The organism is Candidatus Nanosynbacter sp. HMT-352 (genome assembly GCF_022819365.1).
In the GTDB taxonomy this organism is placed as follows: Bacteria; Patescibacteriota; Saccharimonadia; order Saccharimonadales; family Saccharimonadaceae; genus Nanosynbacter.
The window spans coordinates 25426-41776 of sequence record NZ_CP089289.1; the positions used below are offsets into that span (position 1 = coordinate 25426).

15 protein-coding genes are annotated in these 16351 nt (G+C 43.7%); all 15 read left to right on the forward strand.

Annotation, left to right across the window (positions count from 1 at the left end; all coding sequences use genetic code 11):
• Complete coding sequence (locus tag LRM49_RS00130; protein WP_243777883.1) at positions 1–1011, forward strand: aminoglycoside phosphotransferase family protein; 1011 nt, start codon at positions 1–3, stop codon at positions 1009–1011.
• Entirely contained in the window at positions 1008–1547 is a 540-nt protein-coding gene (locus LRM49_RS00135; protein WP_243777884.1) for a kinase, read from the forward strand. Before LRM49_RS00130 ends, LRM49_RS00135 begins: the two co-directional genes overlap by 4 nt.
• A gap of 159 nt (positions 1548–1706) precedes the next feature.
• Positions 1707–3833, forward strand: a complete 2127-nt coding sequence (locus LRM49_RS00140) for a ribonucleoside triphosphate reductase (protein ID WP_243777885.1) — start codon at positions 1707–1709, stop codon at positions 3831–3833.
• On the forward strand, positions 3784–4524 hold the full coding sequence (locus LRM49_RS00145; protein WP_243777886.1) for an anaerobic ribonucleoside-triphosphate reductase activating protein: 741 nt from the start codon (positions 3784–3786) through the stop codon (positions 4522–4524). Before LRM49_RS00140 ends, LRM49_RS00145 begins: the two co-directional genes overlap by 50 nt.
• The gene (locus LRM49_RS00150; RefSeq protein ID WP_243777887.1) at positions 4509–5171 is read left to right on the forward strand and encodes a ferredoxin--NADP reductase; all 663 of its coding nucleotides are present in this window, start codon (positions 4509–4511) and stop codon (positions 5169–5171) included. Before LRM49_RS00145 ends, LRM49_RS00150 begins: the two co-directional genes overlap by 16 nt.
• The gene (locus LRM49_RS00155; RefSeq protein ID WP_243777888.1) at positions 5168–7078 is read left to right on the forward strand and encodes a hypothetical protein; all 1911 of its coding nucleotides are present in this window, start codon (positions 5168–5170) and stop codon (positions 7076–7078) included. Before LRM49_RS00150 ends, LRM49_RS00155 begins: the two co-directional genes overlap by 4 nt.
• A 97-nt stretch (positions 7079–7175) precedes the next feature.
• Positions 7176–7820 carry a RadC family protein gene (gene radC, locus LRM49_RS00160; protein WP_243777889.1) on the forward strand — a complete coding sequence of 215 codons (645 nt, stop codon included), beginning with the start codon at positions 7176–7178 and terminating at the stop codon, positions 7818–7820.
• Positions 7821–7889: 69 nt separating this feature from the next.
• Entirely contained in the window at positions 7890–8855 is a 966-nt protein-coding gene (locus tag LRM49_RS00165; protein ID WP_243777890.1) for an ATP-binding protein, read from the forward strand.
• Positions 8852–9157: an STAS-like domain-containing protein gene (locus LRM49_RS00170; RefSeq protein WP_243777891.1), complete on the forward strand. Its 306-nt coding sequence runs from the start codon at positions 8852–8854 to the stop codon at positions 9155–9157. Before LRM49_RS00165 ends, LRM49_RS00170 begins: the two co-directional genes overlap by 4 nt.
• Before the next feature lies 1 nt (position 9158).
• Positions 9159–10976, forward strand: coding sequence for a site-specific DNA-methyltransferase (locus LRM49_RS00175; protein WP_243777892.1), 1818 nt, complete (start codon positions 9159–9161; stop codon positions 10974–10976).
• Positions 10976–11887: a DUF6414 family protein gene (locus LRM49_RS00180; protein ID WP_445082941.1), complete on the forward strand. Its 912-nt coding sequence runs from the start codon at positions 10976–10978 to the stop codon at positions 11885–11887. Before LRM49_RS00175 ends, LRM49_RS00180 begins: the two co-directional genes overlap by 1 nt.
• A gap of 11 nt (positions 11888–11898) precedes the next feature.
• Positions 11899–12594: a hypothetical protein gene (locus LRM49_RS00185; RefSeq protein WP_243777894.1), complete on the forward strand. Its 696-nt coding sequence runs from the start codon at positions 11899–11901 to the stop codon at positions 12592–12594.
• Positions 12595–12624: 30 nt separating this feature from the next.
• A complete protein-coding gene (locus LRM49_RS00190) occupies positions 12625–12783 on the forward strand; it encodes a hypothetical protein (RefSeq protein ID WP_243777895.1) in 159 nt (52 codons plus the stop codon).
• Entirely contained in the window at positions 12780–13559 is a 780-nt protein-coding gene (locus LRM49_RS00195) for a hypothetical protein (protein WP_243777896.1), read from the forward strand. Before LRM49_RS00190 ends, LRM49_RS00195 begins: the two co-directional genes overlap by 4 nt.
• 8 nt (positions 13560–13567) lie before the next feature.
• On the forward strand, positions 13568–16324 hold the full coding sequence (locus tag LRM49_RS00200; RefSeq protein ID WP_243777897.1) for a restriction endonuclease: 2757 nt from the start codon (positions 13568–13570) through the stop codon (positions 16322–16324).
• The last annotated feature ends 27 nt before the right edge of the window (positions 16325–16351 follow it).

Sequence of the window (16351 nt, forward strand, 5' to 3'; positions counted from 1 at the left end):
ATGGGAACATTACCAGATCACGATAAATTATTAACCAACAGAGCCTTGCGGTGTGCGGCGACGGAGCTAAAAGTTGATTCATCTGAATTACGGATCACGCCAGTAAGTGGTGGTTTTTCGCTTAATCGCCGAGCGTTAGTGTCGTCTGGTGATCGAACGATTTTCGTTAAAGAAGTTGATACTAATTTATTGTCGGATGAGGGCGAGCGGGAATTAGGCTGGCTAAAAAAAGATTATGCAGTAGCACGCTTGTTACAGAAAACTTATCCGCAATATGTTGCTGATTGGACTGAATTGGCTGATGACGGTTACGTGTTGATGACGAGCAGTTACGCTTCGTCAGATGGTTGGTTGTGGCAACCTCCGACGGATAACTCTGTCGCGGAACGTTATATTTCGACGGTGATAACCGCGGTTCGAGAGTTGGAAAAAATAAAATTGCCGCAGGAGCTAATTGAAGAATTGCAACTACAACCGTTTGCGGCGGAAAAGCTTGGCTTAGATGATGGGATTGATCAGATTATTGCTGACGCTGATATTCGTCGTCGGTTGATTGATAATTATCAAAAACTATTGCCAAATCAGTTGGAAATTAATCAGCGGCGTTGTCAGGCTATAATTGAGTTGCTAGAAAAGCGCGATGAGTTGACTGATATTTCGGTGCGTGCTAAAGAATTTGCCAAGCAGACGGAAGATTGCTTTAATCATTCGGATGTTCGTAGTGACAATTTGGCATTTAATCCGCAAACTGGCGAGTTGAAGTTGGTTGACTGGAATTGGGCTTCCTATGCGCCACAGGGATCTGGTGCGACAGAATTTCTGGTTGATATGGCACGCCATGGTCATGACGTAACGCCGTGGCTAGGTGAGTTGAACGTGGAAATGCTGGCGTCATTTGTCGGATTTTTCCTTACACGTAGCCTCAAGCCACCACTCAAGCCGGGTGATAATCTTCGTCAAATGCAGGCGTTATCAGCGGCTGCTGCTTACGATTTGCTGGAGCGTATGTGACGGCCTCTCATCCACTAATCATTCTCCGCGGTAATTCTGGTTGCGGCAAAACCAGCACGGCGCGCTTACTCCAGCATCAACTAGGCTACGGCACGATGTTGGTGTCACAGGATGTGGTGCGCCGAGAAATACTGCGCGTGAAAGATAACGAAAGCAATCCGGCGATTCAGCTGATTTACGATCTATGCATGTATGGCAATAACGTTGGTTATACGGTGATTTTGGAGGGTATTTTGAGCAATAAAAAATACGGCGCGATGCTGCGCCGGCTGCTGGATGATTTTCAGGGTGAAAAACTGATTTATTATTTTGACGTATCGTTTGAGGAAACGGTGCGCCGCCATGCTACCAAGCTAAACGCTCATGAATTTGGCGAATTAGAAATGCGCCAGTGGTGGAAAGATCAAGATGTTTTGAATGTACCGGGCGAGCAGCGAATCGATGAACAGCTGTCTCAGGCAGGAATTGTCGATCTGATTCGCCGCGACGTTTTTATATTATCAGAGGGAGCAAATGCTTCCGCACCTCGCATGTAAATAATACAATGTACTTTCATTGACAGACGCTATATATCGCGTGTATATTCAATATTAAGCACTACATATGGTGTTTTAGAAAATAAATAACGTTTTTTGCAACATGTACCCACTGGAGAGGTTGGGCTAGTTTGCTATTTTTATAAACAAGGAGGGGGAATGTATAAATCAATTAAAAAACGCGATGGTCGAACTGCTAAATTTGATCGAAAAAAAATTGAAAAGGCAATTGAAAAGGCAGGGCTGGAAACTGGCGAATTTGACGCCGCTCAAGCAGTTGAATTAACCGATAAGGTTTTGGGCGTTTTGGAAACTCGTAACCAAAAGCGTTTACCAAGCGTTGAAGATATTCAGGATATTGTTGAGGATGCGTTGATTGACTCTAAGTTTAAGAAGACTGCAAAGGCGTACATTATTTACCGCGATCAGCATAAAAAATTGCGCGAAATTACCTCTAATGCACACGTTGATTTGATTGATAAATATCTGGAAAATTTGGACTGGAAAGTTAATGAAAACTCTAATATGGGCTACAGTCTTCAGGGTTTGAATAACTATGTTTCAGCGGAGATTACGAAGACTTACTGGCTGGATAAAATTTATACATCGAAGATTGGACAAGCTCACAAAGAAGGCGACTTGCACATTCACGACCTTAACTTGCTAAGTGTTTATTGTGTTGGTTGGGACTTGACTGACTTATTACAAGAAGGATTTACTGGCGTGGCTGGTAAGGTTGCCTCTAAGCCAGCTAAGCATTTCCGATCAGCACTTGGTCAAGTTGTAAACTTCTTTTATACGTTGCAGGGCGAAGCGGCTGGTGCGCAGGCTTTCTCTGATTTTGACACGCTATTAGCACCATTTATTCGTGCCGACAAATTGAGTTATAAAGAAGTAAAACAGGCTATTCAAGAATTCGTCTTTAATGTCAACGTGCCGACTCGTGTTGGCTTTCAGACGCCGTTTACCAACATTACACTTGACCTTGAATGTCCAAAACACATGGCAGATAATCCAGTGATTATTGGTGGCGAAATGCAGGACACGACTTATGGTGAATATCAAGAAGAAATGAATATGCTAAACAAGGCTCTGCTGGAGGTTCTTTCTGAGGGCGACGCTAACGGTCGAGTCTTTACGTTCCCAATTCCAACGGTTAATATTACCAAGGACTTCAATTGGGATAATCCGGTGATTGAAAGTTTGTGGGAAGCTAGCGCCAAATACGGCATTCCGTACTTCTCAAACTTCATTAATTCCGACATGGATCCAGAGGATGCTCGCTCGATGTGTTGTCGATTGCGTATTGATAATCGTCAATTGGAATATCGTGGCGGTGGCTTGTTCGGCTCAAATCCAATGACCGGTTCGGTCGGTGTGGTAACGATAAACTTGCCACGACTGGCGCTAAAATCTAAGAATGAAAAAGAATTCTTTAAGGGGTTGGCTGAACTTATGGATATGGCAAAGGACAGTTTGGAAACCAAGCGTAAAGTTTTGGAGCGATTGACCGACGCCAATTTGTATCCGTACACCAAGTTTTATTTGCGAAACATTAAGCAACGCTTCAATCAATATTGGAAGAACCATTTTTCAACTATCGGTTTGATCGGCACGAACGAGGCGGCGCTTAATTTGTTGGGCGTTGATATTGGCACGGAAAAAGGTAAGGCTTTTGCTGAGAAGACGCTTGATTTTATGCGCGACCGTTTGGTGGAATATCAGAAGGAAACTGGCAATAATTACAATCTTGAGGCAACGCCAGCTGAAGGCACGACTTATCGATTGGCACAACTTGATAAAGCCAGTTTTCCAGATCGAGCGCATTTTGCTAATGGAATTGGCGCCGAAGTTAAATGTCCGTTCTATACCAACTCTAGCCACTTGCCGGTCAATTACACGGACGATTTGTTTGAATTGATGGATCTTCAGGACAATTTGCAAACCAAGTACACGGGCGGCACGGTGATTCACTTCTTCTTAGGTGAGCGTATGGACGATCCGCAAACTTTGAAAAAATTAGTGAAAACGATTTGTGAAAATTACAAACTGCCATACTTCACGTTCAGTCCAAGCTTTTCAATTTGTAAGAATCACGGCTATATTGTCGGCGAACATTCAGATTGTCCAAATTGTGGTGAAGCAACTGAAGTTTACTCACGCGTGGTTGGTTTCTTGCGTCCAGTTTCTCAATGGAATAAGGGTAAGCAAGCGGAATTTGAAATGAGGGAGCATTATGACGATGCCGCCGAACACCAGCGACTTAGCGCCGTCGCGGCAGCTTAAGGTATCAATTGGTGGAATTCAGAAGCTGTCGCTCGTGGATTATCCAGGGCACGTGGCGGCAGCTCTGTTTCTCTCTGGTTGTAATATGCGCTGCGGTTATTGCCATAATCCTGAATTGGTATTGCCTGAACGGTTAGCACCGAGCCTTCCAGTTGATGAAGTGATGATATTTCTAAAATCGCGAGTTGGTCGACTGGACGGCGTGGTGATTTCTGGTGGTGAGCCAACGGTAAATGAAGATTTGCCGGAGTTATGTCGGATGATTAAGAAACTTGGTTTTGATATTAAATTGGATACCAACGGCACGCATCCAGATGTGGTTCGCGAAATGGTTGAAGAAGGACTGATTGACTTTATTGCGATGGATGTAAAAGGTCCGCTGGAAAAATATGTTGAAATTGCGGCGCGACCGATTGATTTGGAAGCGATTAAGGAGAATGTCCGGTTGATGATTGATTCGGGAATTGATCACGAATTCCGTACGACAATTGTCCGCGAGCAACTAGAAGTTAGCGATTTTGAGAAGATTGGCGAGCTAGTTAAGGGCGCGAAGAGATTTGCCTTGCAACATTTTCGCACTGGCACGACAATTAGTCCAAAGTTTGCGAATTACCACACTTTTACCGACGAAGAATTTAGAGAAGCTCAGAAAATAATGGAAAGGTACGTTGAAGAATGCGTGATTCATTAGAGGTTGAAATTGTGCGCGTCCGTCAGGAAAATCCTGAGGTGAAGACGTTATATTTTGCGCGACCGTTCGACTTTACCGCCGGACAATACATTACGGTTTTTATTGATGGCAGTAGCGTGCGTGAAGGGAAGGCTTATAGCATTTCTTCTACTCCTGACGATGAGCTAATGTCGATTACCGTGAAGAATGTTGGTGGCGAATTTTCTAGCTATTTATGTTCACGGAATGTTGGCGATAAATTACAAATTAGCCACGCTTATGGCGATTTTAATCCGCAAACAGAAAGCCCTTTGGTCGGAATTGCTGCGGGTTGCGGACTTAGTCCAATTTGGAGCGTTATGGCAAGTTCTAGCCAGCCGACGTTTTTATATTTTAGCCAAAAATCGCCAGAATATATGGTTTTTGGAAATGAGCTAGCGGCGTCAAATATTAAAGTGAAGAAGTTTAGTACTCGCCAGCAAGTTGAAGAAAAAGACGGTTGGTTTAACAGTCGATTTAATGTGGAAAAAATTGTTCATGAAACGCCAGAAGATGCGCATTTTTTGGTCTGTGGAAGTTTGCCGTTTGTTAAAGATGTTTGGCAAAAATTATCCGCCGCCGGCGTAAGTGAATTGAAAATTTCAACGGAGACGTTTTTCGAGCAATGAACGAAGGTTTGGCGGATGGAGCGGGCGATTTTAATGTTTTCTCGGCGTTGAATGGCGATGTTAATTTTCAGGATCTATCTTCGGAAATTGATGACAATGCGACTGAATTAAATTTGGTAGAAGCGGTTGCTAGCGGTGAAGCAGAGTTACCTTCTACCGAGAAAGTATCAGCGTCAATTGGTCAAACGGCATGTGCGACATGTGTTGGCTGCCCATTTCTTAGTCAGTGCGTAAAACCTCAGGCGTTAGTCATGAAACAGGAGTCGGAAAGACAGGAGAATGTATCTGATGATATGAATTCTGCGGATGAAGAGGCGATTCCTAATTTGTTGGAAATGACACCAAAACAAAGCTATTTGGATAGACTATTGGCTCCAGATGATTTCGATAGTCTGGATGAAAATGGACGCGGAGAATTGGTGTTGGCGGGATATTCAGAGTCTACCGATTATCAAGAGCCTATTATTAAAAAAGCACCTGAGCCAGTGGTATCAGAGGCGAAGCCCATAGATTTGACAACTAAAACAAATAAGTCAACTGAGAAACTCATACCGCAGGAACAAGAAGATAAAACTTCGACTAACCAGGCGGTTGAAGTTTCGGGCGAGGATGTGGGCATTGAGAAGATAGGGGTGGTTAGCCCTTCGGTGGAGATGAAGCCGCACATTATTGATTCTATTTCTGACGCAGTGCATAATGACAGCAAGAAGCCGGCACCAGAGTCCTTAGATGCGCCGACAAAGACGGAAAATGCGCCGGTATCGGTAGTGATAGATAAGAACACCCAAACCGTTGATGATAATAGCAATTCGCTGGAACATGAAACTGTTTACCCTGCGGCTAGCGATAATAAGATTGCTGCTAAGGCTGTAGAGTCTGAGCCGAGCCGAGAAGCAGAAAATGATGAAAGTGCTTTTACGTCAATTTCCGAGCAGCAGCACTTGGCAGCACAATTTGATGCAGTAGGGGCGGATAAATCTGCGATTACGGTACCAATTGACAATTCTGGTACGAAAGCACCAGTATACATTCAATCTAACGAGATTAATATAGATGCGACGCCGGATTATAATAATTCTGTCGAATCGACTGACATTGTTGATAATGAGCGGCTGGTTGATACCGCAATAGTTGATGAAGCTAAGGTTGATCCTCTAAACGAGGAGATTGACATATTGGCGGCGGATCAAATTTTCACTGATACACAAGACTCGTCAACTAAGCAACTTGACTATAGTGGTACGGCGATAGAGCGTAGTCATGGTAAGGATAATGATTTTTGGGCTGAAGAAGATGCGGTTTTCTTTATCGAACGGCAGGAGTCCCCAGCAGTAGAGTCGGAAGCGTCTTCTGCTGAAGCAGTGACGATTGCGCTGCCAGTAGAAACGATTACAGTGCGTGAAGAAACTGATGACTATGAGCCAGTGGAGCAAGTAATTATTTCCACCTCACCGATTATTGAGCCAACACTTGATGTTGAGTCGGACGAGGTGGCAACGAAAATTCCAGAGGAATGTCTCGTGCTTCGTGAGGAGTTTGTGAAAATATCGGAAAAAAGCGATTTGCTGCGCAGTGATGATGAAATTGAAAGTGTAATTATGGATGTTAGTGACATAAAATCAGGCATCAACTTGTCCGGAGAGCAAGCAGAACTTAACGATATTCTGGATGATTGTGTCTATAATGGCGAAGAAAGTGTCGCGAATGGTGATGATTTGCTGATGAATACCCATCCATCATCTGGTTTATGGTCAGACGATAGTCCGCTAAATCCAGAAGAGGGGTTGGTGACAATGACTCAATCGGCTGCGGATGACTCATCATTGGTATCGCGGCTGGTTGGTGTGTTGGTGGTGGCGATGTGTGTGGCGCGCGGCCGACAAGCTAGAGCGATTCCGAATAGCTGATGATCTTTGCGTGGTGTAAGCGATAAATAGGGCTGCGCGAAATGATAGCGCGAAGATTGGCAGCTGATGAATGGTTAAAGCCTGATATAATGAAACTATGAAAGTGCTCGACAAGCCGAAAATTGATCGTCCCCGCGAGAAGTTGGCACGTTACGGTACGGCGCGGCTGAGTGACTTGGAGCTGTTGATGGCGATTATTGGCAGCGGTAATGCTCGGGCCGATGTCGGCAAGATTGCGCGCGAAGTGCTGAAAATTTTGCGTCAAAAGAGCGGTGATGTTTCGTATGATGATTTACGTAGCGTGGTTGGTTTGGGCGAAGCGAAAATCCCGGTGATTTTGGCGAGTTTGGAACTGGCACGGCGGTACTTGCTAGATAGCGACCAGCCAATTATCGATAGCTCAGAAAAAGCCGTCGAACTGCTGTCTGACATTCGTGATAAAAAGCAGGAATATTTCGTCTGTCTGACGCTGGACGGTGTGAATCGTTTGATCGCCAAGCGGGTAGTGACCATCGGCACGCTGACCGCCAGCCTGGTACATCCGCGCGAGGTCTTTGCCGACGCCATCGCCGATCGTGCCGCCTCGATTATCGTGGCGCATAATCATCCGAGCGGGAGTTTGGAGGCGAGTCAAGCAGACCGGGAAGTAACGCACCGTTTACGCCAGGCGGGTGAACTGTTAGGAATTAGTTTGGTTGACCATATTATATTGACAAAACATTCGTACAAGTCAATTACATAAAATCACGTATATTTCCCCGTAGGATACATATTGACAAGAAATGTATCCTACGGGTATACTGTTTATAGTATGAGGGTATTTCTGTCGAATCAGGGGAACTTGCGCAATATACAAACCTTTTTGCGGTCTATTGATTGGTCTAAACCTAAAGAGCTGGAAATTGCGACGCACGATAAATGGATAACAGTTCACCCGGCTAACCTTGCCTTGGTGGCTGCTTTGGCCATGCAAGTTGGTAAGAATAAAACGAAAATTATTGGTACAGTTCCAGCTACCGGTATCTATCTTGATAGAATGGGGCTTTACAACTTAGCAAGCACAGTATCGCCATTTACATATCAAGAAAAAGAAGCAGCTGGGCGATTTGTGCCGCTAACTGTCATAAAAACACCCGAAGACCAATCTTATTTTATCGCCGAAATGATACCATTGCTGCACCTGCCGGAAAAGGACGCGATGGTTATCAAATATATTATTGGCGAACTGGTGCGCAATGTTTTAGAGCATGCTAACGCGAAGTGCGGCGCTATCGTTGCCGCGCAATACTATAAAAAAACGAATAAAGTCAGTATCGCCATCTGTGATACCGGTATAGGAATCTGGAAAAGCATGAACGAGACGTGGCATCCAAAAGATGATCTGGAAGCGGTACGGTACAGTCTTACTCCGGGCATAACAGGAACAACTTCGCGAGAGGGTGGTACGAGTGAAAATGCTGGTGCCGGATTGTTTTTTATTAAATCAATTGCCAAGATTACCCGCAGTTATTTTACGATATACAGCGGCAAGGCAGAATATACGCTGCTGAAAAATAGGACCGACCAAAAATCGATTACATTATACGCCGACCCGTTTCGCGACAATAGTAGGCGGACTAATGATTTGGGAGATTTTCACGGCACGCTAGTTGCTGTAGACATCGCGCTGGATAACACACCAGAGTTTAAAGCAATCATGTCTCATATTGGCAGCGTATACGGCGAAGCGATTCGTGAACGAAAGAGAATAAAATACAGGAGGCCAAATTTTATATGATCATCCATTTGCAGCCAGTTGTCGGCTCGTTTGCTGAGAATAAAGAAAAGGCTAAGGAGCTGCGTGTAAACAAAATTATGCCAACCCTAGCTCAGCGAAAAAAAGTCACATTAGATTTCAAAGGCGTTGATGGTGCAACCCAGTCGTTTATTCACGCTCTCATCAGCGATCCAATCCGCAAGTATGGCGACGAAGCCTACGATAAGTTGTACTATAAAAATATCAACGAAGATGTGAAAGAAATCGTATCTACGGTCTACCGATACATGCAAGAAAGCCTAGACGGTGGGAGTGGCGAATAAAATGAACGGCTATAACGACAATATACACCAACAACAAATTGACAAACTCCAGCAGCTCTTCCCCGAGGCAGTCACTGAGGGCAAAATCGACTGGCAGAAGCTTCAGGCGACTTTAGGCGAGGCGGTTGATTTGGGCGAACGCTATGGGCTTGGCTGGAAGGGTAAGAGCGACGTCTTTGCTGTCATCCAGGAGAAGACTGTCCAGACGCTCCATCCTGACCGGGCGAATTCCGTCGATTGGGATACGACGGGTAACATGTTTATCGAGGGTGATAATCTGGCGGCGCTAAAGATCTTGCACAAGGCGTATTATGGCAAGGTTAAGATGATCTATATCGACCCGCCCTACAATACTGGTAATGATTTCATTTACAACGACGATTTCAAGCAGACACGCCGTAGCTATGAGGCAGAGGCGGGCATCACTGATGATGAGGGTAATGTTGTGCGAGATGACGGCCTGCGCACCAATACCGGCGGGCACAAGCACAGCAACTGGCTAAACATGATGTATCCACGCCTCTTTTTGGCACGCAACCTGCTCCGCCAAGACGGCGTCATCTTCGTCTCGATCGACGACAACGAAGTCCACAGCCTCCGCCTGATGATGAATGAGATATTTGGGGAGGAGAATTTTGTAGCGCAGATTGTGTGGCAACGCAAAAGGGGTAAAGATAATTCCGCGAAGTTTTTAAGCCGTAACCATGAGTACTTGTTAGTTTTTGCTCGTTCAACTGACAACCTTAATTTTAATAGGCTTGAACTTGATGAGACGACGCTAAGGGCTTATAAAAACCCCGATAATGATCCCCGTGGAGCATATCGGTTGCTTGGCGTGTGGGCTCGTGGAACCCAAGGTGGATCCAGATATGAGTTTAAGTCAAAAACTGGACAGATATTTTCCGAGAGACTATGGCTGATGAATAAAGAATCGATGGCAAGGCTAGATGAAGAAGATAAGCTAGTATACTCCTCGTCATCTGATAAGGTCTATAGGAAACTATATGTTAGCGAAAATAGCGGCAACATCCCGGAGACCATTTGGAGTGATGCGTCTAATGCCGCAAATGCCGCAGACGAAATAAAAAAGATGTTTGAATTTCAGATTTTTGATACGGTTAAGCCCATACCTTACATCAAGAGAATGTTACAGTTAGCGACCGATGATAACGACATCATCCTCGACTTCTTCTCTGGTTCTGGCACAACCGCTCATGCTGTCGCCGAGCTCAATGCGGAAGACGGCGGTAACCGTCGCTGGATTTGCGTGCAGCTGCCTGAGCTGACCGACGAGAAGTCGGAGGCGTATAAAGCTGGCTACCGCACCATCGCTGATATTGCTCGTGAGCGCATTCGCCGGGCGGGTGCCAAAATCCGTGCTGACCAGGCGGACAAGCTAGCGTCTCGCAGTGTCCCGCTTGACCTTGGTTTTCGGGCGTATCGGGTGGATTATAGTAATTTTAAGCAATGGAATGAGCTGGTTTCCGATCCGGAGGAGATTCGCCAGCAGGCGCTCGCCAATCTCGATCCGCTAAAGGAGGGTACGACCGATGATGATCTGCTGACCGAGCTTCTGCTCAAGCGCGGCATCTCGCCATTGGCGAAGATTGAGCAGCATGATAATTTCTGCCTTATTCCGTCCGAAAAGCTCGTCATTTGCCTGGTGCATTCCATGGCAGAAGAGTTATCTGCGACCATCCTCGCCGACAGTCCGTCATGTGTCATCCTCCTCGACCGAGCCTTCAGTGACGACGTAAATCTAAAAGTAAACTTGCTCTTACAAGCCGAACGGCAGGGTGTAGAGGTGGAGGTGGTGTGATGTTTTTACGCAAGCTTAAGAGAAAGACGTTGCAAGATAAATGCCCACAAGAGCTGACTATACCCACTCCGGTTTATCTGGATTACCAAACTGTATTTGATATGCTTGCTGTGATTGAAGATGGTCTTAGTCAATTTCAGGAGATTAAAACTGTCTACAGCGATTCAAAAAATGACTCTAATGTAGACAATGCAAGAATTAACTCACAAGGTAAAATACCGCTTGGCTTCTTGAGTATGGACGGAGAGGGTGGTTTTAATAAATCTAGAGAAAAAACTCAATCAAATAGTAAAGAAATTTCTTCTAAAAAGATTCACACAAGTGTTTCTTTATTTGCTAAACTAAGGGCTATACTTACTGAAAGAGATAAAGTTAAATATACTTTGGATGGTGAGTCCAGTGTTGGAGATTTTGTTGAGTTTAAGTCTAAATTTCAAAAAATCGAAATTGTAAGGCTGATAAACACGATGGTCCAAGCTATGGCTTTAGGTAACAAGTTTACTAATAGTAAGAGTAAAACTAAATTAACGAAAGAGATGGACGAGATATGTAAACTTATTAAGCCGATAGGAGACACACTCTTATCTTGTGAAAATATAGAAAACGCAAGGTGCCTCATTGAATTAGATGAAGATGTTGCAAAACAATTCAATATAGAACGATTATTGCGTGGTGAGTATAGTGTTTTTGGAAAGATAGTTAGGGTTGAAGAGTATGGATTTAATATATTTGAATCAACCGATTTAGGTCTAATAAAGTCAGACTATTTAGATACCGTGCTTTTTGGTTCGTTTAACGGCATAGTTAAAGAAGATAGTGATATAAGTAAGATGTTTAACGTTCCAGATAAAATACCGATCATTATAGAAGGCAGGGTATTTATTGTGAAGCCTATAGCAATTTTTATATAAGGAAGGTTTATATGAATGATAAAGACTCTAGTTTTCAAAATATAATAAGTATACTGGGCTTAGTTGCTGCATTTATAGCAGCCATAATTCCTCTGTTTGGACAATCAGAGTTGGATAAATATTTTGTCGGCACATCTTTTGTTGTACCTATAACAATACTTACTATCATAATAGGCATTCCGCTATCGTGGAACATAATTGAGAATCATAAAATGATTATGATTCCTGTAAAAAAGAGAGGTTCTGAATACCCTGGATATATTAGACTGCATCATATAGTATGGGCTTTGATAACCCTGGCTACTATTCTACTTATACTATTCTTTGTTGCGCGGGAGCTAAGGTGGCAACCTTATGTTCAATATATTATATATCCAATTTTTTTCTTAAGTATGTTCGCTACTTTTTCTCTACTGCTCGCTTCAGCTATGGGGCGTTTAGAATATGAAAATGAAAAAGCAGCTATGCCTTATAAAATATTAAAAACTCTCGAGAGTAACGGATTAGTACAACCAAAAATCAAGGTTCTCGAAAACGTTAGTATTCAAGACAGTGATTTTATACGCACTCAATTGAGCATATCAAATGAGTTTGGCGTAAGACTAGTGACAGTTGAAGTTGATGGTCATGAGATTAAGGCTATTCTAACTCAAGATTTATCCCAATTGTTACGAAAAATTGAACCATCTAATGGCAAAGAGAATTAGTAAAATGGTGATTTTATGTTTTACAATACCATGAACGATAAACTGTCTTTGACTAGCGGGAGTAAGCCCGGAGAAACTCCAGCTGTCTGGAAAAACCAGACGGCTAACGGAATAGTCACTTGTCCGGAAATTGTGAATAGTTATCTAGAAAATTCGGGATTTCCGAATTTCGTGGAGGTGGCGCGATGAATGGTGATGAAGATAATGAATATGTAATAAAGCTAAAATCAAGGTTTGAAAAAATAGAGAAGCTTGAATCTACGCCTATGATAATGCGAGACCAAGCGGTGCAATGCCTTGAGAAAGTAATAAATGAATCAAAAAAGCTTGTACATAATGACAAAAAGGTAATTCAGAATAACATTGATTCTCTTGAAAACATAAAAGAAGAGTCTATGAAGGAGCAGTTCAGTGTAATATATTCTCAAATGTGTGTTTTGGCTGTCTCATCCTTAGAGGCAATTCTAAAGGACTATTTTGTAGATAGCTTTAATAATAAAACAGACATTAATATGGAAAACAAGAAACTAAATGAAATAAAAGTAACGATAAGAGATATTATTGATAACGAGCTTAATTTTGACAATAAATTGGGAGCATTAATACTCGAGCGTGACAAACCCAACTTTCAAGATTTAAAATCCATACTGAATAATTTTAAAAATTATTTCAATAAAGGAATTAAACTAGAAAGTGATCTTCAGAAGAAGCTATGCTTTTATCTTGAGGTAAGACATTTGCTGGTACATAAGGGTGGTGTAGTTGATAAAAAGTTTATCAATAGTACTGAGGTTTTGGACGCAAATATAAAGAACTACAAAGTAGGTGATACTGTAGAAATCAAATCATCTGACTGGATTGATATGAAGCAAGCGTTTCTAAGTCTACTGGATGTGTTAACAAGAGGAAAGGCCGTCGCGGAGATAGACAACGGATCTTTAAAGAGTAGCAGGAAGGGTACTTGATTAGCTTTATGAAACTAAAATTTGACTCTAACCAGCAGTATCAACTTGATGCTATCCAGGCGGTGGTGGATATATTTGCTGGGCAGCCAGCGGATAGTGACGGTGCGACTTGCCATATGGATCAGAATGGGCAGTTAAGCTTGGAGGCGACTATCGCCAAGGGAAATAGCTTGACGCTAGATATAGTGCAGATAATCAAGAATACGCATAAAATTCAAGAGAAAAATGACATCGAGAAAAGCGAGACGAAAGAAGGTGGCTTTAGTTTTCCGACGAATTTTCCACTGGAAACCAGTGAAAAATCTCTGAAGTACGGCATGAACTTCTCCATCGAGATGGAGACCGGTACGGGTAAAACGTATGTATACTTGCGGACGATTCATGAACTGCATCAGTGCTACGACTGGAAGAAATTTATCATCGTGGTGCCGAGTGTGGCGATCCGTGAGGGTGTGCTGAAGAATTTGGCGATTACCAGGGAACACTTCGCCAATCTCTACAACAAGCCAGAGATGGATTACTACGTTTGGGACAGTAAGAAGACGGGTCAGGCGCGTGAGTTTGCCACGAACGATACCTTGCAGATTATGGTGATTACCATTGATAGCTTTGCCAAGGCACAGAATGTGATGAATCGGCAGAGTGACTATGGCCGGCCACTCGACTTTATTAAGGCTACTCACCCGGTAGTTATTCTCGACGAGCCGCAGAATATGGAGACGGACATACGGCGGAATGCTATTGATAGTCTTAATCCACTGTGTACGTTGCGCTATAGTGCCACGCACAAGCACTTATACAATTTGCTTTATCGGCTGACTCCAGTCGATGCCTACGATAAAGGCCTAGTCAAGAAGATCGAGGTGCATAGTGTCCAGAGTGAGGATAATTATAATGATGCGTACATCAATGTATTGTCGCTAGAGCGCCAGTCGAAGACTCGTTCGTTTGCTAAAATTGAAGTAGATGCGAGTGACGAGTATGGCTTGCAGCGCAAGATCATCAAGGTGTTTCCGGGCGACGATTTGGAGGCAAAGACGGGACGTTCGGTCTACGCTGGCTACTATATCGAGTCAATCAATCACGGTGATAATTGCGTGGAGTTTAGTAATGGTAAGGTAGTTTACGTTGGTCAGCGCGATGAAAGATTGCATGATGATATTATCAAGCGGCAGATTGAACTGACGATTGATGATCATTTTGATAAACAGCGCCGACTGGGGAGTAGCGTCAAAGTGCTGAGTCTATTCTTTATCGATAAGGTCATGAACTATCGCGAATATACGGCGAATGGTGCCAGTAAGGGTAAGTTTGCTAAGTGGTTTGAGGAAGCCTACATCAAAGTCTCGTCTAAACCAAAATATGCCGGCGTCATGGATAATTTATCAGCAAGTGAGGTTCATAATGGTTACTTTGCGGCAGGCAAGAGTGGTCAGTGGAAAGATTCTCGTGACACCAAGGGTGAGGGTGGACGGACGAAGGACGATGATACGGCATATACCTTAATCATGAAGGATAAAGAAAGACTGCTGGATATAAATGAGCCGCTACGGTTTATCTTTAGCCACTCGGCGCTGCGCGAAGGCTGGGATAACCCCAACGTTTTTCAGATTTGTACGCTTAACGAAACGTCGAGCCAAATGAAAAAGCGCCAAGAAATCGGACGAGGACTGCGTCTGCCGGTCAATATTGATGGACAACGAGTGTATGATGATAGTGTCAATGTGTTAACGGTAGTGGCTAATGAAAGTTATGCAGAGTTTAGCCGGAAGCTTCAGACGGAGATTGAGGAAGAGACCGGTATCCACTTCGGCGGACGAATCAAGAATCGTGATAATCGGCGACCTGTCAGGTTTCAGAAATCACGGGCGCTTGATCCGGCCTTTAAGGAATTATGGGATAAAATTAAGCATAAGACGACTTATCGGGTGACAATTGATACAGAGAAGTTAGTAACGGAGGCGGCTAATGAATTAGCGCAGGTCACTATTAGCAAACCGCACATTGCTGATACTAAAACACTGATTGACTCGATGAATAATGACAGCGGTTTTATGGTGCGCGAGACCGGCTTTAACGCCTATGCGGCACGCCAAACTGAAGTTAAGATACCGAATTTATTAGCGGATATTCAGCGCCAGACACAAATGACCCGCCGGGTGATATTTGATGTGCTTGATCAGGCGGGGATGTTTGAGCAGATTGCTATTAATCCACAGCAGGTTATTGATGAGACGGCTCGGGCGATTAATCGGGTGAAGCAGCGCTTGGCAATTGACGGTGTTAAATATCACAGAACGGGTGAGCATTATGACATGACGTTGTTTGAGAATAGTGAATTACAGACATACCTGTATGATGCAGCGATGAAGAGTGGGGCAGTTGCAGTGACCGACCTGGCAAAAACCATCTACGATTATGTGGCGGTTGATTCGGAAGTTGAGCGTGAATTCATGCAGTCGCTGGAGGATAATGCTGATGTGAAATTCTATATTAAGCTACCAAGTTGGTTCAAAATTGATACCCCGGTCGGTAAGTATAATCCAGATTGGGCGGTGGCGTTTGATGGCGATAAGCGGATTTACTTTGTAGCGGAAACGAAAGGCTCGGATGATATTAACGATAATCACTTGAGCGTCAATGAACGAGGTAAAATTACTGCGGCCCGCCAGCATTTTGCAGAAATTAATGTACCATATGCGGCGCCGGTGCGGAGTTTGCGGCAGGCGTTGACTATGGTCGGAGATGGTAATTGTGACACCTGATACACACGCAAATTATTATGTTCGCCC